Consider the following 25738-nt stretch of genomic DNA (forward strand, 5'->3'; position numbering starts at 1 on the left):
ATCGCGATCGCAGGACTACGCCAGCGGAAACCCTGCGGCTAACAGCCATGCGAAAAATAACGCACTAGGGATTGCAACACTCCAACTCTCTCGCACTTGCGCGGAGACGATCGACAACAAACTGATTAATACCGGGAACAACGGCAGCAGCAAAAACATAAATCCAAGCTGCGGTAGAAATTGCAGTACCAACACAAACCCGCCAATGAGGGCAATGCTTTGTGCAACTCCCCAAGCGATCCGTTGTGCTGGCGTTCGATTTTGCTGCGTCATTTCAGTTGCAAGAAACCAAGGCAGTGACGCGATCGCGATTGCTCCCCAAACAACCAACCGCTCCGGAGTCGACACCGACTGCAACCATACAACCTGTGCCATCGCTCCGACTGCAATCCATAACACTGTAAACACACCGATTCCCACGCCCACCGCTCGTAATCTCAGTGGCGGAATTTGGCGCAACACGCTCAGCCAAATTGCCCCTGCCATCAAGAACCAAAGCGCGACGGCTCCACCCACTTGAACACCACCCAGCGTTTGCAGATCAATCACACGATTCAGTAAAACAAGCCCAAGGGTCGGCACGATCGACGATAAAATCAAACCACCCCAGCGCTGTACTGCTGAAATCGCAGAAACTTCGCCCTTCATTCGTACACTTGGCATCACCGCAGTAAGCGCCATGATCCATCCCACGAGATGAACGCCTTGCCAAAGCATCCGACGATCGACGTACTGACTTTGCTGTTGCTGTCCAAAGGTGCGATCGAGCCAGTGGCGTGCCGCAGTGTGACTGACTGAATTAAATAAAATCGTGATGTGTTCCACATTGGGCACCAAGACAAACTCGCGCCCTCGTTCTGATGCGGTATCCGAATTGGTGCCGCCTGCTTGCTGAAGGATGCGTTCTGCATTGCGAATAAATCCACCTTCCCAAGTGCCCGCTTGTAGCTGTAGATTTCGGGGTCGATCCGCAGTTACAGTCGCGCCCGTGGGCGAGATCGCAACAGTTGCAGAAAAATCGCTCAGATGCTCGATCGCAGCATCCATCACGGCTCCACTTCCCATCGAATGCCCCAGCACCGCAAGTCGAGAACGGTCTACTTCTGGCTGCTGTGCGATCGCATTCCAAGCCGTTTGAAAGTTACGCTGGAGTGAACCAGAATGCAAACGATTTGGGTTTGCACCATGACCATCCCAATCCCAAAGCATGACTGCATAGCCTGATTGAGATAATACATATCCGTAAGTCAGCATCAACTGTTTTGAACCAGAGTAACCATGTGCAACTAACACTCCCGGAACAGACTTCGCTGACTTTGGTGCAAGATAGAGCAGTGGAACTCCTTCTTGATTCAAGGGACGCACAATTAATCCTGCGCGGGCTGTGAAGATGCCCCACCAGGACAGCGCAATCAGCAGCACCGCTAGAATAAGTAGGCCAATTCGCGATCGTTTCAAGTCAGGTGTTCCTTAATAAAAGCAGCGAAAGATATCAATCTCAGCTTAGTTGAATGGAGCTAGTCATTTGTTATCTGTGCCGTTAGCGGCGCAGTAAACACCAACAACCCTGGAATTTCTCGACCATTGACCTGCCGAGTATATAACCTGGAGCCTTTGATCGCGTAACGCTGTGAAATCTCTTCTAATGCTGTTAATAGCGAGTCCGGTGCTAGATTGCCTAGTGATAGCCTTGGCTGTACATACAAGACACGATCGACCTGTAGGGGCTTAATCAAATAGTGAGATTGTTGTGGGCTACTTGCAGCACTCTGAGGAGCCACAAGGTTAATGGTAATAAAGAAGAGGCAGCCAATAAAAGCGGCAATCACAGGCGCGAATTTCTGAACTTTCATCACTCTTATCCTTTAGATTCTGCTCATTTAGTAAAGACTAAGCCCCTCCGTAGACATGCCTTAGCCTTTGAAGTGAAGGGTATCCACTCTGCCCTTGGTATACCAAACAGGTATACCAAGGGCAGGGCTGCTGAGGCATTTTTGAAAGGATCTACCTAGAAGACTGTTAACTCTATTCACAAACCTTAACCATGATATTAAGAAAAGTAAAGTTCGCTGTAAGATTTTCTATCTAAAGACTGAAATATCAGAGCGATAGATTACGGTTTCGCTTTCAGAAGTCATTCAAAAAATAACCCAATCTCAAGCTCCCGATTTCCAGGAATTTCCACGCCTCAGCAGGATTCTGTTCAAAAAGAAAGAGAGCAAGTTTTAGAGCCTTATTGCTTAGAAGCCACACTGCACAGTCAGGGTCTCTTTACGTTTCTTAATGCTATAGTTAATGTAATTTAATACTTTTTCTCACAGCGCAACCCTAAACCTATGGCACCCTCTGCTTTTCTAACGACGCTTCTGAAACCGACTGTTACGCCTAACTTCTGGTCGCAAACGGTCTGGGCGATTTTGCGAACTGTCCTGGGCATTATGATGATCCACAATGGACTCGACAAGTTCGCCGATATTGAAAGCTTTGCTCATGCTTATGTCGAGGTCATCGGGCTACCCTTCCCGATCGTGTTTAGCTATCTCGCTGCCCTCACTGAAACGATCGGTGCACCCTTGCTGGTCATCGGCTTTTTGACTCGTCCAGCAGCCTTAGGATTATTCGGTACAATGTGTGTTGCGATGTATCATCACATCCTCGTAGCGGGCTTGAATCTGACTTATCTAGAGTTATCCGCAATTTACGCCGCTTGTTTTCTGGTGTTTGCCGTGAATGGAGCAGGGTTATTCTCGACCGATGCCTTGATTGCAAACTGGTTGGATACGAATGCTTTGTCAGCCCAAGCAAAACAGCTTATGCGCCTAGAGCAAGCTTATCAAGCTTCTAGTGCTGAGCAGAAGCAAACTGATGTCGCTAAGTCGTAAAGAGTCGTGATCGATCGAGCGTTGAATAGTCGGATGAGGCGCTGCTGGGTCTGTATGATCCGCAGCGCCTCTATCTTTTTGGTAATACAAAAACAACAATACCTTTCAACCTATTGATAGAAGCCTTTTAGCTTCGCTTCATGCAAATCTCGCTATAGCTACTTTGCTCACTACATTATTGTTTAACTAAAAATTTTAGTCTGGAGACTTTTAGGCAGATCGATTGAGTAATTCCTTTGACGTATCCTGGATGCTTGCGATGTCGAGTAGAGTATGACCTCCCTATCGCTAACAGTACGCCCTGCTTTGTGATCGATCGTCAAAAAGGTAGCCTTCATGGATCAACTGCCAGACCCCACAAATCATCAGTCCCTGTGGAGCCGAATCAGCACGAATGCTTTGGTTCGATTTCTGCTGTTCTTTGCCTCTGGCTGGGTATTTGTTGCGCTACTTCAGTATTTTGAGTATGTGATTTTTGTATTTGCGTTATCAGCAATTCTGGCACTTCTGCTCAACTATCCAGTCCGCTATCTAGAGCGCTTTGTTAAAAGAAGTATTGCGTTGAGTCTTGTCATTGCGTTAAGCCTGATTTTTATTATTGTTGCCATTGTGACGATCGCGCTTACGTTAGCCGATCAGGTTCAGCAATTAGCAACCTTGTTGCTCCAGACGCTAAATAGCGCAAACAATCCGCTCGATCAGTTGCAAAATGCTCTGGTAGCCCGCAATATTCCCCTGAATCTGGATGCGATCGAAGCTCAAATTCGCAACGCATTTATATCAAGCTTAAATTGGACAATCCAGTCTCTACCAATTCTTTTCCAGAACTATGTGACCTTTATTATTGTGCTGGTAGTTGCCTTTTTCATGCTGATTGATGGTGCAAAACTGTGGCAACTCGTGCTGCAATTAGTTCCAACTCAACATCGAAGCCGCGTCGCTACCGCAGTACAAAGAAACTTTGTCGGCTTTCTTCGAGGTCAATTACTGGTTTCGTTTCTCCTGAGTGTTGCTACTTTTCTGGTTTTTGTTCTGTTTCAGATTCCATTTTCGTTTTTGCTTGCGGTTACTGTTGGAGTGTTTGACCTCATTCCTGGAATTGGAGCGACGTTAGGGGTGTCTCTTGTTTGCTTGGTTATCTTGGTGCAGAGTGGCTGGCTGACCGCGCTCAAAGTTCTAGCCGTTTGCGTGATTCTACAACAGTTGCAGGATAACTTCATTTCTCCGCGTATCATGCAAAGCACTGTTCATCTCAGTCCGGTCGTTGTGTTTTTTGCGCTCTTAGTTGGAACAAGGGTTTCAGGGCTACTAGGAATCTTTTTGTCGGTGCCGATCGCGGGTGTCATTGTCAGTCTGTTACATCTTGAAGAAGCGCAAGGAGATTAAAAGCTGACGACAAAGGTGAAGAACCAATCAGATAGAGCGATCTCTACTCCCCACTCTGATCGATTCCACCCCTAGAGCGATAGACAACAGCGTTAGTAATCCCTATTGTCAAAAAATATGCGGATTGAGAAACGAGCCTGATGGCTGTAAATCATTCAGCGATCGTCCAGTCTGCCACATTATTGTTCACGCCTAGATTTTAAGCGAAAGTCCCCTATGCATGTTTCCGTATGGCCTGGTAACGTCTATCCCCTGGGTGCTTATTGGGATGGAAAAGGAACCAACTTTGCCCTGTTCTCTGAGAATGCAACTGCGGTTGAATTGTGCCTGTTCGATCGCGACGATCAAGAGACACGGGTAAAGCTGACCGAAGTGAATAACTTTGTGTGGTATGGGTATTTACCTGGTGTAGGGCCAGGGCAGCGATACGGCTATCGGGTGCATGGAGCTTATGAACCAGAACAAGGATTTCGCTTCAATCCTAACAAGCTTCTTATTGATCCTTATGGCAAAGCGATCGACGGAGACGTGCGGAACGGTCCTGAGATTTTCGGGTATGACTGGAATAGTCCGGATGCAGATCTATCGTTTTCAGAACTTGATAGCGCTCCATTGATGCCTAAATCGGTGGTGGTGGATCAATCCTTTGATTGGGAAGGCGATAAGCTATTGCGGACTCCCTGGCATGAAACAATTATCTACGAAGTTCATGTCAAAGGCTTCACGAAGCTACACCCAGATGTTCCTGAAGCGCTACGAGGAACCTATGCGGGCATGGGGCATCCAGCCGCGATCGAACACTTGCAGCGACTGGGAATTACGGCAGTTGAACTCATGCCGATTCACCACTTTCTCGCCTACCCAGGACATCTTGCCGACAAAGGACTGAAGAACTATTGGGGCTACGACTCGATCAACTACTTTGCCCCTCACGCCGCTTACAGTGCTGGTGGGACGCTAGGGCAACAAGTGGCTGAATTTAAGGAAATGGTGAAAGCCTTGCACCGAGCTGGGATTGAGGTCATTCTCGACGTAGTTTACAATCACACTGGGGAAGGCAATCATCTGGGGCCGACGCTCTCGCTGCGGGGAATTGATAACAGAAATTACTATCATCTGGTTGCAGACAATAAGCGCTATTACATGGACTTTACAGGTTGTGGTAATTCGCTCTCTGCTGGACACCCTCAAGTCTTGAAGCTGATCACCGATAGCTTGCGCTATTGGGTCACAGAAATGCACGTAGACGGCTTCCGCTTTGATCTGGCTTCTGCTCTGGCGCGGGAGTTGTATGAAGTGGACAGCTTGGCTGCGTTTTTCAACATCATCCATCAAGATCCAATATTAGCGGATGTGAAGCTGATTGCTGAGCCGTGGGACGTGGGCGAGGGCGGCTATCAAGTTGGAAACTTCCCGGTACTGTGGTCAGAGTGGAACGGTAAATATCGCGATACGGTGCGGGATTTTTGGCGGGGGGAAGACGAGACGTTAGGAGAGTTCGCTTATCGACTCACGGGCAGTCCCGACCTATACTTCCAGCAAAATGGCAGACGACCCAATGCCAGCATTAACTTCATCACAGCGCATGATGGGTTCACGCTGAATGATTTAGTCAGCTACAACGAAAAACATAACGAAGCCAACAGCGAAGACAATCGCGATGGAGAAAGCCACAATCGCTCTTGGAACTGTGGAGTCGAAGGAGCAACAGACGACCCGGAAGTCTTACAGCTCCGGGAGCGGCAACGGCGAAATCTGCTCGTCACTTTGATGCTGTCCCAAGGAATTCCGATGCTGTTGGGAGGCGATGAACTGGGTCGATCGCAAAGAGGCAACAACAACGGCTACTGTCAAGACAGCGAAATCTCCTGGTTTGATTGGAATTTGGTCAAGGGCAATCAGGATTTGGTCAATTTCTGCCGAGAACTGATTTATTTCCGCCGTCAGCATCCGGTGTTTCGTCGTCGCAAGTGGTTCCAGGGTCAGGCGATTCGAGGAGTTCCGGATATTGCTTGGTTTGACCCGGATGGAACAGAACATACCGAACAAGAGTGGCAAGAAGGCTATCCCAAATCGATCGGCGTGTTTCTCAACGGTGATAGAATTCCCAGCCCTGGGCCTCAAGGGCAAAAAATTAGAGATGATAGCTTTCTGCTGCTGTTTAATGCCTATTGGGAAACGATTGAGTTCATTTTGCCGCAAGCGCTAGCAGACAAAGAATGGCAAATGCTAATCGACACCAAAGAGCCTCGCTTTATTCAAGAGGAGCGGATTTTTGCCTCTAATCAAGCGGTTCCTTTGATGGCGCGATCGCTGATTGTGTTACGCCAACTCACTTGACCTCACTTGAGGTTAGGGAACCTCTTTCCTCTGAGTCCCCCACTCGTGGGGGATTTAGGGGCAACCCAAATGCAGCATCGAAGCGAGTTCTTTCTATCGAACTTTCGTTAATGGGGGGTTCGATTCAGCATCACTAGCTGGCTGACCGCTTCAAGCAGTTTATCCGGGTGAATGGGTTTAACAAGATGCTGCTGAAATCCAGCGAGAAGGGCTTGCTGCTGAGTCAGTTCAGACGCATAAGCTGTAAGCGCGATCGCAGGAATCCGCTGTGCCTCGTCGGAGCGCGATCGCACCGCTTGAATCAAGTCAAACCCATTTGCCTCTGGCATTCCTAAGTCACTCACAATTAAGTCAGGCGTGTAACGATTGAGCGCAGCGATCGCGGCTGCAACTGATTCTGTAGCAGTCACGATCGCGCCACTACTTTCCAGCACAAACTGAATCAGATCGCGGCTATCTTGCTCATCATCAATGATCAGAACGCGCACACCAACCAGGTTCACGTCTTTACCTGGCTCTAAAGAATGAGGAAACTTGATCACCTGATTTTCCACTTGAGGATTGGGCAGCGCGATCGCAAAGGTTGAACCCTGATCAACTCCGGCACTATCCACCTTGATTGTTCCGCCGTGCAGCTCAACTAAATTTCGCGTGATTGCTAACCCTAGCCCTAAGCCGCCAACTTTGCGCGTACTAGAAGCATCCGCTTGACGAAACGCCTCGAACACAAATGGCAGAAAATCTGGCGCAATGCCAGTTCCCGTATCTTGAACAGACAAAACCGTTTGCTTAGATTCACGGCGGAGCGTTACCTCGATCGTTCCGCCCTCTGGAGTAAATTTGATCGCATTGGTGAGCAAGTTCCACACCACTTGTTGAAGTCGCATGGTATCTCCCACAATCGGAGCAGCGCGATCGGTCTGTAGCGCGATCTCAATCCCCTTATTCTCTGCCATCAACCGGACAGTATCGAGCGCTGCTTGCACAATCAGAACGAGATCGACCGTATGCCGAGCGAGCGTTAATTTGCCGCGCAGAATTCGAGAAACATCGAGTAAATCATCGATTAATTGGGCTTGTAGGGCTGCGTTTCTGGCGATCGTCTCAAGGGCGCGTTGAACAGCCGCACCCGAAAGTCTGCCTTCAGCGAGTAATTTCGACCAGCCGAGGATGGGATTGAGGGGTGTCCGCAGTTCGTGGGACACCACCGCCAGAAATTCGTCTTTGACCCGATTTGCACTTTCGGCGCGTTCTTGAGCGTATTTGCGCTCTTTGGCTTCGGCAACTGCCCGATCGCGCATCTGACGATATTCCTGAACGCGAAAGGTTAAATCCGTCACGTCTTGAATCGAGATCAGCGCATAGAACCCTTCTTCCCCATCTGCGGGAATTGCCGTAATTGTGGTGTGCTGAATACGCTTGCTGCCATTTGGCAGCGTTACTGGAATCAAATAGTGATGCAGTTGTGAGGAGAAAATAGTCGGCGGGCCTCCTGCAAAAATGGGAGCCAAGCGATTGACATACAGGGCTTCAGCAAACCGGGGAAAAAATTCGCGAATCGCTTGTCCCTTAATGCGATCGCGCGGAATTTTTGTCCATTCTTCTAGACAGTGATTCCAAAACACCACTTGATAATCAGCGCGTAGAACGCAGACACCGAGCGGGATTTGATCTAATAGGCTGAAGCGATCGTGACCGTGGGACATGAGATTGAACTGCTCCTGCTCACAACGATGAGATTAGTCTCAGTTCTTCATTAATACAGATCAGGAGCGCATCGAAGGAAGCCATTTCAAAAATTAGAATAATTTCACCCATAATCTCAAGCTGTTCGATCTCAAATCTTGCTTGAGCCAGGAAAAAAACAGTATCGAGTTCAAATGGGTAATTTTCAGATAGAAGATGGTCAAGCTTGTCCTCGGAGTAGGTCGGCAGCGCATAATCCATTTGTCGCCGCAGTAAGTTACTGATTGATCCGAGCACTCCGTTGATCACGATGTTTCCCACTTCGGTCAAGGTACCAATTTTCACGGCATCCAGATCCGGAGAATCGCGCTCCTCACCGGTTAACAGCGAGACGAGCGCAGCAGCACTATCCGTGGGAAAGACTAATTCTGCGCTGCCAGTAAAGCTGCCTGAGAATTTTAATCCCACTGTGGATAAACAATGACCATTAAACTGCGCTGCTAGTTCTTGCTGCAAGGTTGTGCTATCAAACACTTGTAAAACTGGAACATTCAGCACGATCGGGGATGCTACCATTTCGTTCAGCATGGCTCCAGCTCGCCCAACACCAATGTTGATAAACTCCTGAAGCGCATCCAGTTGCTCGTCTGTAATCAGTGGCATCAAACATCGGCTCCTTCTGGCTGCAAGAGTTGGCGAATCGTCTGCCGCACTTGATCTTCTTTTGCGGGTTTGTTGATAAAGCTTGCGGCTCCCAGTGCAACTCCACGTTCGCGAGAGGCATCCTGGATATCCGCTGTGATAATTGCGATCGGAATTGTCTCACCTTGCTCTCGTAGCATTTGCAAGAGTTGAAAGCCATCCACATCTGGCATGAGCAAATCTGTCAGAATACAGCTTGGGTGATGTTGCTGCACCATCTCTAGCGCCTGTTGTCCGTTACAGGCTTCTAACACTTGATAGCCTTCCGCTTCTACATACTTGCGAAGCATCCGTCGTGAGAACGCTGCATCATCCACAATCAGCACTGAAGTCAAATTTGCATCGTCCACGGTTCCTACCCCTTTCACTATTGCGCATATTATTCTGTGGAGTCTAGTTCCTCTCCGCAAGATAGTTCCAAAACGTTCAAATCGACTCCTCGAAGCCAACTTAAAACGGTGGTGTGATGAATATCCGTCATTTTTTCGATGCGTCGGGTACTCATACCTCTGAGATACATCTGAATGCAAAGCTGCTTGATGTCTTCTGAGTAGCGAGTTTGTTTGTAGGACGCTAGAAACTGCCGTCCACAGCGTTTGCACTTGTGGCACTGAACGTGATTGCGGTGCCCATTCCGGTGGAGTTCAGTCGAACCGCAGGTTGGACAATCCATATCCCCCTATCAAGTGAATTTTCCAAGTGAATTTTCATTAGTGTTCAGCATTCCTTTTGGATCAACGTCTATCTTAGGGTAGATTGTGAGTCGTGTTCATCCTCCGTAGGATAGGAATAGTGGGCACCTGTTGAGTCCGGAGTACATGCAGCCTTTGAATGAAATCGATGCAGAAGATTTAAAGGTTTTTCTGGTTGAGAGTCACGAGATTCTTGCCCAGTTTGAGCAGGATGTTTTACACCTAGAAAATAGCTCTCTTGACCCCGCTCTGCTGCATCGGATGTATCGTGCCTTGCATACGATTAAGGGAAACTGTGGATTTATTCCGTTTCCGAAACTTGAAGCGATCGCTCATGCAGGAGAGGCACTGCTCGACAAGATTCGGACGGCTCAGCGCCGAATTTCTCCTGAGATTGCAACAGTGCTGCTGCAGCTCACAGACGTGATTCGACAGATTTTACGCACGATCGAAATTACCAAAACCGAGGGCAATCAGGATTATTCCAGCTTGATTGCAACGTTAACGGCGCTTTGCGCGGTGGATGCTGCGATCGATGGCATCAATCCCAGAGAAAGTTTGGAAGATGCCGAAGCAAAAGCTTTAACCCCGTTTAATTCTACGATTCGAGTTCAAATCGATTTACTCGACCATTTGATGAATCTAATGGGTGAACTGGTTCTCGCGCGCAATCGAATGCTGCAACTCACCGCAACAAGCAGCGATGCTGCTTTAGTTTCAACCTGTCAGCAAATTAATCTGATTACGAATGAACTGCAAGATCAGGTGATGCAGACGCGCATGCAGTCGCTTCATACGCTCTGGCGGACTCTGCCCCGATTTGTGCGAGATCTAGCAATCGCCTGTAGTAAAGAAGTGACGCTGGTTCTCGAAGGGGATGAAACCGAACTCGATCGTAGTCTTGTTGCAGCGATTAAAGATCCTCTGACGCATTTAATTCGCAATTGTATTGATCATGGGATTGAACTCTCAACGGCTAGACTGGCGGCGGGTAAATCGGCTGCCGGTATGCTCAAGTTAAGAGCCGCTCAAGAAAGCGGCAAAGTAATTCTAGAAATCAGCGATGATGGCGCGGGCATTGATCCCCAGCAGATTAAGGTTCGATCGCAGCAACTCGGCTTAATTAGCGCCACCGAAGCGGAATTAATCAGCGACCAAGAGGCGTTGGCTCTGATTTTTCAGCCTGGATTTTCGACGGCGACAGAAGTGACCCGCTTATCTGGGCGCGGAGTTGGTTTAGATGTCGTGCGGCGAAACATTGAAGCGGTTAAAGGCACGGTCGAGGTTGAGAGCCAATTAGGTCAGGGAACTACATTTCGCCTGAAAATTCCCCTGACGTTAGCTATTATTCCGACGCTATTGGTGAAAAGTGGAGGTGAGCGATTTGCAATTCCTCAAGCCAGCATCCAGGAACTGGTGAGAATCGAAGGGAAAGAACAAATTGATCGAAGCATTGAAACAGTGCTGAATGCTCCTGTGTATCGACTGCGCGGACAGATTCTGCCTTTGGTTAATCTTGCTTCCGTTCTACAGCTATCAACCACAACAACTGATGTGGTTTATTTCGTTGTGATTACCGTCGATCGATATCACTATGGCTTGCTTGTGGATGAGATTGAAGATACTCAGGATATTGTGATTAAGCCGCTCAGTAAACAGTTAAAGTCGCTGGAGATGTTTGCAGGCGCGACCGTTTTAGGAGATGGAACCGCGGCGCTGATCCTTGATGCTGCTGGACTTGCTCGATATGCAGGTGTTCAAAAGCAGATTCCCATTTCAACTGCGGTCTCTGAATCAGAACAACGCGATCGTCAATTGATTCTGATTGTGCTTGGGACTGAGAATACTCGGATGGGAATTGTTCTGACTCAGGCAACTCGACTAGAAACAATTTCCAGGACAAGGATTGAACAAGTAGGACAGCAACTTCTGATGCAATATAGCGATCGCGTCGTTGCTTTGATTGATCTACAAGCCGTTTTCACCGGAAAGCCTCGTTCTCTCAATCAGTTTGAGGAGAGTATCCCGATCGTCGTGATCACACTTGATCAGAATCGCACTGTTGGATTGATGGTGAATCAAATTCTCGACATCGTAGAAGAATCGCTGACGGTGACAGGAGCGGCAATTCGTCCGGGTGCTCACTGTTATGCAACGGTTCAAGGTCAGATTACTGAAATTTTGGACTTAGACGCGATCGTCGAGCTAGCCAATCCTTATCGAGTTCCCGAACTCACAACCAGGAGGTGAAGCAATCAATGACGATTCAACAGGTATGCACTTTCTATCTCAAGGGTTCCTACTTTGGCATCGAGATTGAGCAGGTGCAAGAAATCATTCGCCAACCCCCGCTCACCCGAATTCCGCTCGCGCCTCCAGACATTTGCGGCTTAATGAATCTGCGCGGACAGGTGATTCCCGTCGTGGATTTGCCTTGTCGATTGGGACTGCGATCGGCATCCTGTGGCATTGGCGAGGAAACGACTTACAACGTGATTGTGAACACGATCGACGATGTGATCAGTTTCATTGTTGAGGACATTGGAGATATCTTGTCCTGTGACAGCGAAACATTTGAGCCGCCGCCTGCTAATTTGACTGCTCACATTCGAGGCTTTCTAAAAGGCGCATACAAACTTGAGCAAGGTGTTCTGCTGATCTTGGATACTATCAAAATCTCAGATTCAACCAAATTTTCAGATTCAACCCTAATCACGAGTTCGCTCAATTAACTAAGGATATCTCGATGGTTTCTAATTCAACCCCAAAAACAGCAAGCGCTGGATCGGCAACCGCGATGAAAGCACATATGCAGCAACTTTTACAGGCAATGCAAGCCGCAAACGCAGGCGATTTCTCGGTTCGTTTAGATGAGAACAACGGCTTCGGCGAGATAGCGCGAGAATTCAATCAGTTAATGATCCGCAATCAGAGCCTGACGCAAGGAATGAGCGAAGCCGAGCAAGTGTTAAGCGCGATCGCGCAAGGCGACCTCAGCCAAAAAATGTCAACCAGTGAGGAATCTCTCCCAATCGCACCGATCGTCAACGATCTAATCGATCGGCTTAATCTTTACACTGCCGAATTTACGCGAGTTGTGAGAGAAATGGGCACCGAAGGCAATCTGGAAATAGTTGCAACGATCGCAGGCGCAACAGGAATCTGGCAGGAGCTGATCGAAACCGTCAATCAGATGGCTCACGATATCACTGAGCAAGTTCGCGGCATTGCTGAGATCTCTTGTGCTGTTGCTCAAGGAGATTTGGCAAACCAAATCGAAGCAGAAAACACCGGAGAATTTCGCACCCTCACCCGCAGCATCAACCAAATGATCGAAAATCTCCGGTGTTCGCTGCGGCAGATTACAGAAGTGGCAACAACGGTCGCGACCGCAGCCGAAGAACTTTCTGCTGTGAGTCATGAAATGACCGGCAATGCAGGACAAACGGCTGAACAAGCAACCTCGGCTTCGGCTTCGGCGGAACAAGTGAGCCAGAATGCAGCCACGGTTGCTACAGCGATCGAAGAAATGAACGCGAGCATCCGAGAAATTGCGAAAAGCGCAGCAGAAGCCGCAAAAGTCGCGAGCGATGCGGTCAGAACTTCCGATCAAACCAACGCGACGATCACAAAGCTGGGTCAAAGCAGCGTTGAAATTGGCAAAGTGATCAAAGTGATTACCTCGATCGCGCAGCAAACTAATTTGCTGGCATTAAACGCCACGATCGAAGCGGCACGAGCGGGAGATGCAGGTCGAGGCTTTGCGGTTGTTGCCAATGAAGTCAAAGAGCTGGCAAAACAAACCGCCGCCGCCACCGAAGATATTAGTCAACGAATTGAAGCGATTCAGACGGATACAAGCGGTGCGGTTGAAGCGATCACTCAAATTACAGCCGTGATCAACCAAATTAACGACATTCAAAATACGATCGCCAGCGCGGTTGAAGAACAAACGGCAACGACGAATGAAATCTCTCGTAATGTTGCAGAAGCTGCAAAGGGAAGTTCAGATATCGCCAAGAATATTGGAGTGGTGGCTCAAAATGCTCAGACGACCACGATCGGAGCAAGTAACACGGCTCAAGCAGCAATGCAACTGGCGCAGATGGCAGTCAACTTACAAACGATTATCAGTCAATTTCAGATATAAAGGGAATTTTGATACTCCCGAATCTGCGGTCAATCTGTTTGACCGTCGATTGAAGCTTTCTAGCGTTCAGGGGGAGCAAGATAATCGCTAGAACATGACCTAATGATTCAGCTGCCAGATTTTGGAACAGGATACTCTTCTCGTTTTCAGGTTTGACCTGGGGATGCTTGTATACGCATTGTGAAACAGAGGAAACTCAAAAAATTGTTCATTCATTAGTTCGGCAAGGACTTTGGCGGCACGGCGGCAAGCAGGAGCAAGCATAATATTTATAAAGGGACGGGACTGACGGCTTCCCCCACTCGAGCCGCGAAATGCCTAATATGAAGAAGAGAAAGGAAGGCGAATGAACAGACACAGAACAAGTCCCTTTCCCAAGTTTGGGGAAATGGGAACACGGATGCAGGCAATGGAGTGGGCACAAACGCCAGTGGGGGCTGTTGAATCCTGGTCGCAAAGCCTAAAATCAACCGTTCGTACGCTGTTAGGCTCGCGTTACCCCATGATCTTGCTGTGGGAGCAGGAGCTAATTCAGATTTACAACGATGCTTATATTAATCTGATTGGCACGAAACATCCCTACGCGCTGGGACGATCGATCCGGGAAACTCAAGCTGAGTCCTGGGATGTGATCGGTCCGATGATTACCGAAGTCATGACGACTGGGGTTCCCAACTGGGTGGAAGACCAGATGCTCGCCGTGAACCGCTCCGGCTACAACGAGGAAGCTCATTTCAGTTTGTCCTACAGTGCCGTTGAAGATGATGCAGGTGCGATTCGCGGCATGCTCTGTGTCTGTAGCGAAGTGACGCAGCAGGTGTTAGGAGAGCGACGGTTGCGTTTGCAGCGCGACTTGGCAGCCCGGGCAGGGGAAACGCGGAGTGTGGATGCAACCTGTCAGGATATTCTGGCGACGATCGCGGAATTTCCGCTGGATGTGCCTTTTGCCCTGATCTACTTGCGCGACTCCAACGACCCAACCCTAAAGCTCTGCGGCAGCGTGGGGATGAACGGCAATCCGGCGATCGTTCCCACAACTGTTCTGGTTTCAGAAGCACTGGCAGACACAGCGGATCGATGGTCTCTCGCAAAAGCGATGGCGGGTCAAACCGCGATCGTCTCAGAACTTGATCGGGACATCACCATTGCTGGCGGACCCTGGAACGAAAGCGTGAGCCAGGCGATCGCTTTACCAATTCCGTCGTCGAATGTGGCTGCCCCGCTAGGCGTGCTGATTTGCGGCATCAGTCCGAACCGTGCACTGGATGAGGGCTACCAGTCGTTTTATGAGCTGTTGGCTGGACAGGTTTCCGTGTCGATCCGCAATGCTCAGGCTTATGAAGAAGAACGCCGCCGCGCCGAAATGCTGGCAGAACTCGATCGGGCAAAAACGGTTTTCTTTTCCAATGTCAGCCACGAGTTTCGCACACCGCTGACCTTGATGCTGAATCCGCTCGAGGATTTGCTGCAGAATGACCAGTTGCCTGCTGCTGAACGAGAACAAATTGCTGTGGCACATCGCAACAGCCAGCGCTTGTTAAAGCTGGTCAACACCTTACTCGACTTTTCTCGGATTGAGGCGGGGCGGATTCAAGCCGTTTATGAGCCAACGGATCTGGCAAGCCTGACGGCTGATCTCGCCAGTGGGTTTCGATCGGCGATCGAGAAAGCAGGAATGCAGCTGGTCGTGAATTGTCTTCCGCTGCCGGAACCTGTGTATGTCGATCGCGAAATGTGGGAGAAGATTGTGCTTAACTTGCTCTCCAACGCGTTCAAGTTTACTTTTGCGGGACAGATCTCGGTATCACTGCGTCCGGTAGACGCTGCGGTTGAACTGGTCGTCCAAGATACGGGAACTGGCATTCCGGCTCATGAGTTGCCCCGTCTGTTTGAACGGTTTCATCGGGTTGCCGGGGCGCGGGGTCGCTCCTATGAAGGTTCGGGCATTGGACTGTCGCTGGTGCAGGAATTGGTCAAGCTGCATGGGGGAACGGTGACTGCGAGCAGTGTGGAGGAGAAAGGAAGTACTTTTGTGGTGCGATTGCCGATCGGGTGTGCTCACCTGCCGTCGGAGCAGATTCAAGCCGCCCGAACCCAGGCTTCAACGGCTACAGGCGCAGCGGCTTATGTCGAAGAGGCCCTAGAGTGGGTTGTGGAGCGCAGCGAAGACTCAGCAGCGTTACCTCCTCGCGCTTCTGCCCGAATTTTGTTAGCCGATGACAACGCGGATATGCGTCACTACCTGCAACGGCTCTTGAAGGAACACTATGAGGTCGAAGCGGTTGCCGATGGTCAAGCTGCTTTGGAAGCGGCTCGTGCCCAATTGCCGGATTTAGTACTCACGGATGTGATGATGCCCAAGCTCGATGGCTTTGAACTGCTGCGGCAACTCCGGGCTGATTCCCAAACTCGCGAGATTCCAATTTTGCTGCTTTCAGCGCGAGCGGGTGAAGAAGCTGCCGTTGAGGGACTAGAAGCAGGAGCCGATGATTATTTGGTCAAGCCTTTTAGCGCGAGAGAACTGCTGGCACGGGTGGCCACGAATTTGGAGTTGGGTCGATCGCGTCAGGTCGCCAGCCAACAGCGTTTTCGCTTTCTCGCAGAATCGATTCCGCAAATGGTTTGGACAGCGGATGCAGGAGGTTGCGTTGATTATTACAGCCCTCGCTGGTTCAACTACACGGGGCTAACCCTGGCACAAACTCAGGGATGGGGCTGGCAGGACATTATTCATCCCGACGATCGCGCCGATAGTATCAGGCGGTGGACTCAAGCCGCTGAGCAAAAGACCAGCTATGACGTAGAACATCGCTTGAGACGAGCGGATGGCAGCTACTGTTGGCATCTCACCCGCGCCTTGCCGATGCTGGATGAGCAAGGTCAAGTCATTCGCTGGTTTGGCACCTGTACAGACATTACCGAGCGCAAACAAGCGGAAAAAGCATTAAAAGAGAGTACTGAGCAGTTAAGTTTGGCGTTGGCGGCTGCAAAACTGGGAGACTGGAGCTGGAACGCAGCAACCGACATTGTGACATTTACAGAGCAAGCGGCTGAGATATTTGGCATTCCACCAGGACCTTATATGACCTGGACCCAGATGCAAAAGCTCCTTCATCCAGACGATCGAGAGCGAGCAGGTTTACAGGTAGAACAAGCGATCGCTGAACACAGCGACTACGACGTTGAATATCGAGTGATTCATCCGGATGAAACAGAACGATGGATCGCTGCAAAGGGACGTGCTCAGTACGACTCGTTCGGGCAGGTTCTCGGAATGCTGGGAGTTGTGCAAGATATCACGCAGCGAAAGCAAGCTGAACAAGAGCGCGAAAAATTGTTAGAACGCGAACAGAATGCCCGGAGAGAAGCCGAACAAGCCAACCGGATTAAAGATGAATTTTTGGCAGTGCTGTCTCACGAACTGCGATCGCCCCTCAATCCCATTCTGGGATGGTCAAAGCTGCTGCAAGCGCATCAGTTTGATGAAGCAGCAACAAGGCGTGCCCTGCAAACGATCGAGCGCAATGCCAAGCTGCAAACTCAACTCATTGATGATTTACTCGATGTCTCGCGGATTCTGCGCGGCAAAATGATGTTGGATGCTTGTCCAGTCAATTTAGTCACAGTCGTTGATGCTGCTCTGGAAACCGTACACTTGTCTGCTGAAGCAAAAGGGATCGAAGTACAGAAGGTTATCGCCAGTGAGATTGAACTGGTCTCAGGAGATGTAGCTCGTCTTCAACAGGTGGTCTGGAATTTGCTCAGCAATGCAATCAAATTTACCCCGTCAGGCGGAACCGTAGAGATTCGACTAGCCCAAACCAATACTCACGTTCAAATTCAAGTTCAAGACACCGGAAAAGGAATTGCTCCGCAGTTTCTACCCCATGTGTTTGAATACTTCCGACAGGAGGACGGCGCAACAACCCGTAAGTTTGGGGGATTGGGGTTAGGGTTAGCGATCGTTCAGCACTTAACAGAACTACACGGCGGAACGGTTCAGGCAGAAAGTCCTGGAGAAGGATTAGGGGCAACATTTACTGTTCTATTACCAGCGTCAAAAAATCGGCGTGGAGAAAATTCAGGTCAGCCTGAGCCTTTAAGCTCCTCAGTAAAAGCTTTTCCCCTGGCGGGTTTACAAGTTTTAGCGGTGGATGATCAAGCCGATATGCGAGAACTGGTTTCTGCCATTTTGGAACAAGCCGGAGCAGAAATAAAAGTGACAACTTCTGCGATCGAAGCTCTAGAAGCCTTAGATGTATTCAAGCCTGATGTTGTCATTAGCGATATTGGGATGCCAGAAATGGATGGCTATGAACTCTTACGTCAGATTAGAAGACGATCGCCAGAAGACAACGGGGATGTTCTCGCAATTGCGCTAACAGCTTACGCCGGGGAACTTAACCAACAACAGGCATTCGCAGCAGGATTCCAGGGGCACGTTGCTAAACCAGTGGAGCCGGAGAAGTTAGTGGATGTAATCATCTCCTTAATAAAAGAGAAGTAGAGAGTTGAAGTTCCACCTGGGCAGGAAATTAAGGGCAGTAGCTCGTTTACTCAGTAGACATTCATGACATTGTTATACCGAATTGATTTTTGAGTGCTACAGATCTTGGAAGCCCCCTAAATCCCCCACTCGTGGGGGACTTCAAGCCAAATCTGTTTCGGATTCTCAAAGTCCCCCAGTATGGGGGATTTAGGGGGCGAAGGATCTGTCGCATTAACAAATTGATTCGGTATTATCGGGTTATTCATGAACCGCTATGAATTCGGGCTTCCCGTTTAGAAACTTCCACAGGTCTGAACATTACCAGACTACGCTATCTCGTCGTTTAACTCAGCTCAGTTTAGCGGTACATTCCAAAATCAAGCGCTGATTCTCGATCGCATACGGTTGAATCTCTAGCGCCTGCCGAAACGCAGAGATCGCCTCTCGATATTCCCCTCGTGCTGCATAGGATAGTCCTAATCCGTGCCACGCGCCGAAGTGAATTGGATTTAGCTCGATCGCTTTTTGACAATCGGCGATCGCTTTGCGGTACTGTTGCTGCACAAAATACAATACCGCCCGTCGGTTCCAGGCCTCTGCAAAATCCGGTAATTGTTCAATCAACTCAGATAACACGGCTTCCGCCTGCATTGCTTCACCAGATTCGAGTAGCACCTGTGCTCGTTGTAGCGTTTGCAGTCCTGCGACTCCTTTTTGAGCAAACCAAATCTGCCACAACGCCTGAGTTGCATCCGATCGCACTTCTTCGTCTGGATCTTTTAGCGCTTCAAGTAGAATCTGAATTTCTTTCATAGCGGGTGGAACAGGTGACGAAACACAGGATAGCATTTTTGACTATTGCGATCGTGGGTCAAACCCGTCGCGCAATCCATCACCTAATAAGTTAAACGCTAGAACAATCATCGTAATCGCTAACCCCGGAAAAATCGTTGTCCAGGGGGAAGTCAGCGCGTAGCCGTTGCGAAACGCATCAGATAACAGGGTGCCGAGTTCTGGAGTTGGAGGTTGTGCCCCCAGCCCCAAAAAGCCTAGACCGGCTGCTTCGAGCGTCGCCGTTCCCAATGATAAAGAGGCTTGAACAATGATCGGAGTTAAGCTTCCGGGCAAAATGTGCCGCACAATGATTTGGGGTGCTGTCGCTCCGATCGCGGTTGCCGCCTGCACGAAATCTTGTTCTCGGAGCGAGAGCACCAGACTGCGAGTGAGGCGAATATAAATCGGAATTTGTGCGATCGCGACCGCAATCACTACTTTTTGCAGACTCGTCAGGGTGTGATTGAAAATGACTAGATCGTTAATTCTGAAGGTGAATCTCTCGACCGTAGTGACAATGGCGATCGCTAGCAAAATCGACGGAAACGCCAGCAAAATATCTGTAAGCCAAACAATCAGCGCCTCGATCCAACCGCGAAAATAGCCCGCGAGTAAACCGAAAAAGACCCCGATTGCGGCTCCAACTCCCACCGAAACCAAGCTAATGAACAGCGATGTCTGAATTCCATGCCAAATCAATGTCAATAAATCGCGTCCCAGTCCATCAGTTCCCAGTAAATGAACGGGGCTTGGCGGCTGTAATCGGGCAATAAAATCGCGATCGCCTCCGGGAATGTAAGGTCTAAGAATCGGTGCAAGCAGCGCAAGTGCAAACAATACCAGAGTAAGAATCAGCCCAGTTCTGCCAGAAGCCGATCGCCAGAATCGCAGAAGAGAGCGGTTTCTACTCATATCGAACTCTTGGATCAATAAGCGCATAAGACAGATCCACGACTAAATTAATCAATACGAAGACGATCGCCACAAACACCACTCCACCTTGCACCACCGGATAATCTCGCGCCAAAATGCCTTCGTAAATCCAAGAGCCGATCCCCGACCACGAAAAGATTGTCTCTGTCAGAATCGCACCCCCTAGCAAGGTTCCGAACTGAAGCCCGATCGTGGTATTAATCGGTAACAGTGCATTCTTCAACGCATGACGCAGAATCACTAGATAATTCGATAATCCTTTCGCTCTTGCTGTCCGGATATAATCCTGTGACAACACATCTAACATCGCGCTTCGGGTAATACGGGCGACGATCGCCAATGGAATTGTCCCTAACGTTACTGCTGGAAGAATCAGATGCGCGATCACATCGATCAATGCTGGAGCATTCAACCTTAACACTGTATCCAGCAGGTAAAATCCGGTAATTGGTTGAAAGTTGAATCCAGTCTCAACGCTAATCCGACCACTCGGAGGCAACCATCGCAACGTGATTGAAAATAGGTAAATTAGCAACAATCCCAGCCAATACACCGGAAGCGACACACCGAGCAATGACCCCGCGATCGTCACTTGGTCTTGCCAGCGATTTTTCTGTACGGCAGCAATGATTCCGGCTGGAATTCCGAGAATAATTGCAATCAAAATTGCCGCGGTCGACAATTCAAAGGTTGCTGCCCAGCGTGATCGAATTTCATCGATCACGGGAATACCGCTCAAAATACTATTGCCTAATTTCAACTGCAATAGATTGCCCACAAACGCGAAATACTGAAGCCACAAGGGGCGATCGAGTCCTAGTTGAGTCCGCAAGGCGGCGATTTGCTCTGGCGTTGCCCGTTCTCCCGCAAGCACGATCGCCGGATCGCCCGGAATCAATCGCAGCAATAAAAATACCGCTAATGTAATTCCAAATAGAACAGGAACCAAGCCAAGAAGTCGTCTTAGAATATATTGCGACATAGATTTATGAATTTGCCTGTATCAAATTTATAGATAAATCTGACTGATAAATCATTCAATGCCGCATAAAAAACGGCATCTAAAGATTTAGAGCATCTTTAGATACCGTTCAGCCCAATCGCTCTAAAGTCCTAACTAAAGTCCTAACAAATCATCCAGCTCCTCGATCGCTTCACACGGAACTGACTGACTATCGCGATCAACCGCTATCATCGGTTGTGATCTTTGAATCACAGAGGTTCCTTGTGATCGTCCATACAGATAATCATCTGCATACTTGCGAAATACAGCTTCGATCGCTGCTCTTGCATTCTTCAATCCCCATTCTGTGGCAATCAATTCTGCCTTTTCGATCACATCTTTGCTGAGTCTTATTTTGTTGTCATACATAGCTGCCACCCTTCAGCGACCGGGTACAATCCTCGAACATTGGCAAACTGCGGATCAGGCATCACTGCAAATAACTTTCGCCCTGCGAGTCGTTCTGCAATTAGGTGTGAGCTTCCGCCTGTGACCAAAAACCGGGTGACGCGCGGCATATAAGGCGTGTACTGTGCTTTGATTGTTTGAAAAATTCCCTTAAACCAAGGATCAAGATACTCTTCCAGCCAGAGCGACCAGGATAATCCTGTATCCGCATAGGTATGCCCCGATTTGAATCCATCCATCACAATTGCTGGATCAACTGTGGTTCCCAACGCATCAATTAGCCGTCGATCGAAGCTAATCGCTGTTGCAAGCTCATACGATCCTCCTCGATCCATCACGTTTTCATCGATCACATCTCCTTCCGCATCAATCAGTCGTGTTAGCCACGTTCCACCACCGATATCAACGACGATCGTATAACCACTATCAGGAATGAGTCCTAACTGTTGAGCATAGCGATAAGCTCCAATTCCTTCGCGTTCTACTTCAACGTGCTCGACTGTAATTCTAAACGGAATACCATTCCGTTTAAATTCGTGCATTCCCAGCAGTTGAGATTTGATCGTGTCTGCATTGCGGCTCGGATCAGGCGTAGAGGCATAAACGTGCAGCGGAAACTGGCTCATCTCCTCATCCCGCTCAGACTCCAAACAGGCATATAGATGCAATCTTGCTAGATCAACTTTATTCTCTACAACCGTCTGCTGTTGACGGCGATATTTGTACGCTTGTGTGCCAAAATGATAGCGAGTTCCATCCGGCAACTCAATCAGCGGCGACTGGTCAGAATAACGCACCGGATCACGTCCTTGCGGTAATTGAAACCTCATCGATCGAATCGCTCTTGGATGTCCTGCTCCGTTCCAAAACTTGAGATCGTAGTTGCCAGCATCAAGTGCGATCGTACGATGGGACACAGTTCCAGTGGTTTCTTTCCGGGGTCTGCTGCGAGTGCCTAATCCGTTCATGGCGTTTTCCTCAACAAGATAAGGGCAATACAAGTGTATTTAGTACATCGGTACTATATTCGGTTTTACTGGTAGTGTCAACCTGGGGACAAAGAATTTTGCGAAACTTGATTTTTAAGGATTGCGCTTGATCGATCGGAAGCAATCTGTGATATCTTTATAAAGATTCGGGCGATTGGCACAGGGGTAGCGCACATCCTTCACACGGATGGGGTCACTGGTTCAAATCCAGTATCGCCCATAGATTCCAGGTCTCCATAAAAAGTTGTGAATGCCCAGATTGATGCAGCCAACTTTGTTGTGTGAGAAGCCGACTTAATTAACTGGAACGCTTATAATACGGTTCTCACACACATTTGTTTGGGTTTGAAAAGTGTTTGGGTTTGAAAAGCGCAATGGCGTACAAACACAATCTGTATCTCAGGATGATTTAAACATGGACACGCTCGATCGCATCAGCCGTATTGTGCGTTCCGAAACAAGCAGTCGTAGATCTCAATCGAGTCATAGCTCGAATCCGTCCATGAGAGAACTACAAGAACAGGCTATTTCTCTCCGGCAGCAAATTGCGAACCTAGAAGCTACAAATAAAAGCTTAATCAGTAGCGCGTTGCGGCAAGAGTCATACGATCGTTATGTCATATGAGAGAAGCTGCTCGATATACCACATGGTATTGGTGGTAAAGGTAATTTAATGATTCGTACCCTATGCCTACGATCGATCGAACAGAGCTAGCAGATCTGGTGCGAGAAACACGACAACGCCTAGAACTCTCGCAAACCAATTTTGCTGCGAGGTTAGGCGTTTCATTCCAAAGCGTCAACCGCTGGGAAAATGGACGAACCAAGCCCTTGCCGGTCGTGTTGAAGCAGATTGAACACTTGCTCGTTGAGATGGGCGATAGTGGCAAAGATTTGCTTGTCAAATACTTCTCCGAGTGAGGACACAGAGCCGATGACAGATACCCTCCACCGCTCTGGTCTTGCAGACAGAGACTCCACCCCAAGTTCTCGGGAAATCACTGAGGCAGACGTCCTCATGACAGGGGTGCTGGCGAGTCGCCCCACCCGAGTGCCTGATTTTGAAGCGGAAAACCAAGCGCTTCGCACCCTTGCTCAACACCTGATGGACGATCCACAGTCCATGTTGAAAACGCTTGTTCGCTTGGCACTCGATCTTTGTCGAGCCGATACGGTGGGGGTTAGCTTGCTCGAAACTGCGCCAGATGGGACATCGGTTTTCCGGTGGGTGGCGATCGCGGGTGCGCTAGAAGCGTTAGAGCAGAGCACGACTCCCGGCAACTTTAGTCCTTGTGGCACAACCCTTGCTTGTAACCAGCCCCAGCTATACAGCTATCCTGAGCGGTTTTTTACCTATTTGTATCACCCACAGTTCTCGGTCGTGGAAGGATTGCTCATTCCTCTATGCATCAACGATCAAGCCCTGGGCACGCTTTGGATTGTGTCGCATCGCGAGGGGCGGCGTTTTGATCCCGAGGATCAGCGGCTGATGATGAGCCTGGGCGGCTTTGCGGCTTCTGCCCTGCACAGTCTACAAAAGATGAGCCAGACGGCAGCAACCGTGTTGCGCCACGAGCAGTTCAATCAGCAGATCCTTGACAGTAGCGATGACTGCATCAAGGTGTTGGACTTAGAGGGGCGGCTTTTGTTCATGAGCCAGCCAGGGCAAGCATTGCTGGGCATCGAGGATATCACGTCCTTTCTCAACACGTCTTGGGCTGAGTTTTGGCAGGGAGCCGATCAGCAAGCGGCAATCGAGGCGATCGCCAAAGCCAGAGCAGGCGAAGTTGGCACCTTTCAAGGCTATCGTCCGACGCTGAGCGGTGAACCTAGATGGTGGGATAGCAAGGTCAGTCCCATTCGAGGAGCAGCGGGGCAAGTTGAACGGCTGTTGTGTGTTTCACGGGACATTACCGCACGCAGGCAGAGCGAAGACAAACGCAAACAGGCGGAGGAGCGCTTACGGCAGTCAGAAGAGCGGTATCGAACTATTGTCAACCAGGCAGTGACGGGCGTGGCGTACAGCGAGATTGGCGGCAACCTGACGATCGTGAATCAGAAATATTGTGATATCACAGGTTATTCTGCCGCCGAACTGAGTCGATTGCGAATGGCTGACATTACCCATCCAGATGATTTGCCAGGTAATGTCGAACTCTACAATCGCCTGGTGACTGAAGGAGCACCGTTTGAGATCGAGAAGCGCTACATTCGCAAGGATGGCTCGATCGTCTGGGTCAATAACTATGTCTCTCCGATCTACGATCGCACTGGGAAGCCGCAATCGGTTGTGGCAGTGGTGCTTGATGTCACTGATCGCAAGCGGGCTGAGGCGGCACTAAAGGCGAGCGAGGCGAAGTACCGGACGCTGTTTAGTTCGATGGACGAAGGGTATTTTCTCGCTGATGTCATTTTTGACGAGAACAACCAGCCGATCGACATCTTCTATATAGATGCAAATCCAGCGGCAACTCGAATGGTGGGGCAAGATTTCACCGGACGACGGCTGAGCGAGATTGACCCAGCTTATGAACCCTACTGGTATGAAATCTTCGGTCGCGTGGCTCGCACAGGCAAGGGCAATCGCTTAGAGCAATACGCTGAGCCAAATCAAAAATGGTATGACTTCTACGTCTTCAAAGTGGGTGATAAGAACAGCCGCCGTGTTGCCGTCGTCTTTCAAGACATCACCGATCGCAAACAAGCAGAAGAGAGGTTACACCTTGCCGCCAAATTGGATGCTTTTCGCCTCTCTCTCGCCGATGCGCTCCGCCCCCTTGCCGACCCGGTAGAGATTCAAGCAACTGCTACCCGTGTACTGGGTGAATATCTTAATGCAAACCGTGTCGCATACTTTGAGGTTCGCGGTGCTGATTACGTCGTTGAACGCGATTACGTCAATGGTGCCGTAGCACTTATTGGTGGCTACCCGATTGATTCGTTCGGCTCTCAACTGCTCGCGGATTTCCGTGCGGGTCGTACCGTATGTGTGTCGGATGTGTCAACAGATCCCTACCTGTCTCCGGCTCTGAGATCGGCTTACACCGCCATCCAAATTGGTGCCCACATCAGCATCCCGCTAGTTAAGGACGGCGAGTTCGTCGCAGGGCTGGCAGTCCACACGTCTGAACCGCGCGCTTGGACAGAGGATGAAGTGGCTCTAGCCGAAGAAGTTGCCGAGCGGACTTGGGCGGCAGTCGATCGCGCCCGCGCTGAAGCAATTGTCGCAGCAGACCTCCAAGAT

19 protein-coding genes, 1 tRNA gene and 3 pseudogenes are annotated in these 25738 nt (G+C 49.5%); 12 read left to right on the top strand and 11 right to left on the bottom strand.

The annotated features are described in order from the left end of the window. Positions 1 to 15: 15 nt before the first annotated feature. Positions 16 to 1458 carry an alpha/beta hydrolase gene (locus H6F51_16605; GenBank protein ID MBD1824104.1) on the bottom strand — a complete coding sequence of 481 codons (1443 nt, stop codon included), beginning with the start codon at positions 1456 to 1458 and terminating at the stop codon, positions 16 to 18. Between the two features lie 59 nt (positions 1459 to 1517). Next, positions 1518 to 1853 (bottom strand): hypothetical protein, encoded by a 336-nt coding sequence (locus H6F51_16610; GenBank protein ID MBD1824105.1) that lies wholly within the window; start codon positions 1851 to 1853, stop codon positions 1518 to 1520. 483 nt (positions 1854 to 2336) lie between these two features. Here H6F51_16610 and H6F51_16615 point away from each other — a divergent pair, with 483 nt between their 5' ends. From H6F51_16615 to glgX, 3 genes are all read left to right on the top strand, one after another. Then, entirely contained in the window at positions 2337 to 2882 is a 546-nt protein-coding gene (locus H6F51_16615; GenBank protein MBD1824106.1) for a DoxX family protein, read from the top strand. A gap of 336 nt (positions 2883 to 3218) precedes the next feature. Then, complete coding sequence (locus H6F51_16620; protein MBD1824107.1) at positions 3219 to 4268, top strand: AI-2E family transporter; 1050 nt, start codon at positions 3219 to 3221, stop codon at positions 4266 to 4268. Between the two features lie 216 nt (positions 4269 to 4484). Further along, positions 4485 to 6608 (top strand): glycogen debranching protein GlgX, encoded by a 2124-nt coding sequence (gene glgX / locus H6F51_16625; GenBank protein ID MBD1824108.1) that lies wholly within the window; start codon positions 4485 to 4487, stop codon positions 6606 to 6608. A 107-nt stretch (positions 6609 to 6715) separates the two neighbouring features. Here the strand turns inward: glgX and H6F51_16630 are convergent, their stop codons facing one another. The 4 genes from H6F51_16630 to H6F51_16645 are packed head-to-tail and all read right to left on the bottom strand — an operon-like array spanning position 6716 to position 9669. Next, complete coding sequence (locus H6F51_16630; protein MBD1824109.1) at positions 6716 to 8314, bottom strand: response regulator; 1599 nt, start codon at positions 8312 to 8314, stop codon at positions 6716 to 6718. A 19-nt stretch (positions 8315 to 8333) separates the two neighbouring features. Continuing rightward, the gene (locus tag H6F51_16635; GenBank protein MBD1824110.1) at positions 8334 to 8957 is read right to left on the bottom strand and encodes a chemotaxis protein CheC; all 624 of its coding nucleotides are present in this window, start codon (positions 8955 to 8957) and stop codon (positions 8334 to 8336) included. Next, entirely contained in the window at positions 8957 to 9331 is a 375-nt protein-coding gene (locus H6F51_16640) for a response regulator (protein MBD1824111.1), read from the bottom strand. The genes H6F51_16635 and H6F51_16640 overlap by 1 nt, the downstream gene beginning before the upstream one ends. Before the next feature lie 44 nt (positions 9332 to 9375). After that, the gene (locus H6F51_16645) at positions 9376 to 9669 is read right to left on the bottom strand and encodes an IS1 family transposase (GenBank protein MBD1824112.1); all 294 of its coding nucleotides are present in this window, start codon (positions 9667 to 9669) and stop codon (positions 9376 to 9378) included. Positions 9670 to 9814: 145 nt separating this feature from the next. Here H6F51_16645 and H6F51_16650 point away from each other — a divergent pair, with 145 nt between their 5' ends. The 4 genes from H6F51_16650 to H6F51_16665 all read left to right on the top strand — a co-directional run bounded on the left by H6F51_16650 (position 9815) and on the right by H6F51_16665 (position 18345). After that, positions 9815 to 11938 (top strand): chemotaxis protein CheA, encoded by a 2124-nt coding sequence (locus tag H6F51_16650; GenBank protein MBD1824113.1) that lies wholly within the window; start codon positions 9815 to 9817, stop codon positions 11936 to 11938. Between the two features lie 8 nt (positions 11939 to 11946). After that, a complete protein-coding gene (locus H6F51_16655; protein ID MBD1824114.1) occupies positions 11947 to 12420 on the top strand; it encodes a purine-binding chemotaxis protein CheW in 474 nt (157 codons plus the stop codon). Positions 12421 to 12434: 14 nt separating this feature from the next. Continuing rightward, on the top strand, positions 12435 to 13838 hold the full coding sequence (locus tag H6F51_16660) for a methyl-accepting chemotaxis protein (GenBank protein MBD1824115.1): 1404 nt from the start codon (positions 12435 to 12437) through the stop codon (positions 13836 to 13838). A gap of 346 nt (positions 13839 to 14184) precedes the next feature. Continuing rightward, complete coding sequence (locus tag H6F51_16665) at positions 14185 to 18345, top strand: response regulator (GenBank protein ID MBD1824116.1); 4161 nt, start codon at positions 14185 to 14187, stop codon at positions 18343 to 18345. Positions 18346 to 18675: 330 nt separating this feature from the next. On the opposite strand, the gene H6F51_16670 is transcribed toward H6F51_16665, so the two are convergent. The 5 genes from H6F51_16670 to H6F51_16690 form a co-directional block, all read right to left on the bottom strand. Next, positions 18676 to 19140, bottom strand: coding sequence for a tetratricopeptide repeat protein (locus H6F51_16670; GenBank protein MBD1824117.1), 465 nt, complete (start codon positions 19138 to 19140; stop codon positions 18676 to 18678). A gap of 42 nt (positions 19141 to 19182) precedes the next feature. Continuing rightward, positions 19183 to 20073: an ABC transporter permease gene (locus tag H6F51_16675; protein MBD1824118.1), complete on the bottom strand. Its 891-nt coding sequence runs from the start codon at positions 20071 to 20073 to the stop codon at positions 19183 to 19185. Beyond that, the gene (locus H6F51_16680) at positions 20066 to 21076 is read right to left on the bottom strand and encodes an ABC transporter permease (GenBank protein ID MBD1824119.1); all 1011 of its coding nucleotides are present in this window, start codon (positions 21074 to 21076) and stop codon (positions 20066 to 20068) included. The genes H6F51_16675 and H6F51_16680 overlap by 8 nt, the downstream gene beginning before the upstream one ends. A gap of 135 nt (positions 21077 to 21211) precedes the next feature. Further along, positions 21212 to 21466: a hypothetical protein gene (locus tag H6F51_16685; protein MBD1824120.1), complete on the bottom strand. Its 255-nt coding sequence runs from the start codon at positions 21464 to 21466 to the stop codon at positions 21212 to 21214. Next, positions 21448 to 22473 carry a ParM/StbA family protein gene (locus tag H6F51_16690; GenBank protein MBD1824121.1) on the bottom strand — a complete coding sequence of 342 codons (1026 nt, stop codon included), beginning with the start codon at positions 22471 to 22473 and terminating at the stop codon, positions 21448 to 21450. Before H6F51_16690 ends, H6F51_16685 begins: the two co-directional genes overlap by 19 nt. A 169-nt stretch (positions 22474 to 22642) precedes the next feature. Between H6F51_16690 and H6F51_16695 the strand changes: the two genes are divergently transcribed. From H6F51_16695 to H6F51_16715, 5 genes and pseudogenes are all read left to right on the top strand, one after another. Beyond that, positions 22643 to 22714 (top strand) — tRNA-Val (locus tag H6F51_16695). A 467-nt stretch (positions 22715 to 23181) separates the two neighbouring features. After that, positions 23182 to 23415 carry a helix-turn-helix transcriptional regulator gene (locus H6F51_16700; GenBank protein MBD1824122.1) on the top strand — a complete coding sequence of 78 codons (234 nt, stop codon included), beginning with the start codon at positions 23182 to 23184 and terminating at the stop codon, positions 23413 to 23415. Positions 23416 to 23428: 13 nt separating this feature from the next. Beyond that, positions 23429 to 24028 (top strand): annotated as a pseudogene (locus tag H6F51_16705) (GAF domain-containing protein). Between the two features lie 324 nt (positions 24029 to 24352). Next, positions 24353 to 24835, top strand: a pseudogene (locus H6F51_16710) (PAS domain S-box protein). A 135-nt stretch (positions 24836 to 24970) separates the two neighbouring features. Next, positions 24971 to 25696, top strand: a pseudogene (locus H6F51_16715) (GAF domain-containing protein). The last annotated feature ends 42 nt before the right edge of the window (positions 25697 to 25738 follow it).

The sequence above is a fragment of the Cyanobacteria bacterium FACHB-DQ100 genome (assembly GCA_014695195.1).
In the GTDB taxonomy this organism is placed as follows: domain Bacteria; phylum Cyanobacteriota; class Cyanobacteriia; order Leptolyngbyales; family Leptolyngbyaceae; genus Leptolyngbya.

Bases quoted from the DNA above. Each gene is read 5' to 3' on its own strand.
- H6F51_16665 (MBD1824116.1), top strand. From the start codon at position 14,185: ATGAACAGACACAGAACAAGTCCCTTTCCCAAGTTTGGGGAAATGGGA.
- H6F51_16700 (MBD1824122.1), top strand. From the start codon at position 23,182: ATGCCTACGATCGATCGAACAGAGCTAGCAGATCTGGTGCGAGAAACA.
- H6F51_16650 (MBD1824113.1), top strand. From the start codon at position 9,815: ATGCAGCCTTTGAATGAAATCGATGCAGAAGATTTAAAGGTTTTTCTG.
- H6F51_16645 (MBD1824112.1), bottom strand. From the start codon at position 9,669: ATGGATTGTCCAACCTGCGGTTCGACTGAACTCCACCGGAATGGGCAC.
- H6F51_16660 (MBD1824115.1), top strand. From the start codon at position 12,435: ATGGTTTCTAATTCAACCCCAAAAACAGCAAGCGCTGGATCGGCAACC.
- H6F51_16675 (MBD1824118.1), bottom strand. From the start codon at position 20,073: ATGAGTAGAAACCGCTCTCTTCTGCGATTCTGGCGATCGGCTTCTGGC.
- H6F51_16655 (MBD1824114.1), top strand. From the start codon at position 11,947: ATGACGATTCAACAGGTATGCACTTTCTATCTCAAGGGTTCCTACTTT.
- H6F51_16670 (MBD1824117.1), bottom strand. From the start codon at position 19,140: ATGAAAGAAATTCAGATTCTACTTGAAGCGCTAAAAGATCCAGACGAA.
- H6F51_16615 (MBD1824106.1), top strand. From the start codon at position 2,337: ATGGCACCCTCTGCTTTTCTAACGACGCTTCTGAAACCGACTGTTACG.
- H6F51_16635 (MBD1824110.1), bottom strand. From the start codon at position 8,957: ATGCCACTGATTACAGACGAGCAACTGGATGCGCTTCAGGAGTTTATC.
- H6F51_16685 (MBD1824120.1), bottom strand. From the start codon at position 21,466: ATGTATGACAACAAAATAAGACTCAGCAAAGATGTGATCGAAAAGGCA.
- H6F51_16610 (MBD1824105.1), bottom strand. From the start codon at position 1,853: ATGAAAGTTCAGAAATTCGCGCCTGTGATTGCCGCTTTTATTGGCTGC.
- H6F51_16680 (MBD1824119.1), bottom strand. From the start codon at position 21,076: ATGTCGCAATATATTCTAAGACGACTTCTTGGCTTGGTTCCTGTTCTA.
- H6F51_16620 (MBD1824107.1), top strand. From the start codon at position 3,219: ATGGATCAACTGCCAGACCCCACAAATCATCAGTCCCTGTGGAGCCGA.
- glgX (MBD1824108.1), top strand. From the start codon at position 4,485: ATGCATGTTTCCGTATGGCCTGGTAACGTCTATCCCCTGGGTGCTTAT.
- H6F51_16690 (MBD1824121.1), bottom strand. From the start codon at position 22,473: ATGAACGGATTAGGCACTCGCAGCAGACCCCGGAAAGAAACCACTGGA.
- H6F51_16630 (MBD1824109.1), bottom strand. From the start codon at position 8,314: ATGTCCCACGGTCACGATCGCTTCAGCCTATTAGATCAAATCCCGCTC.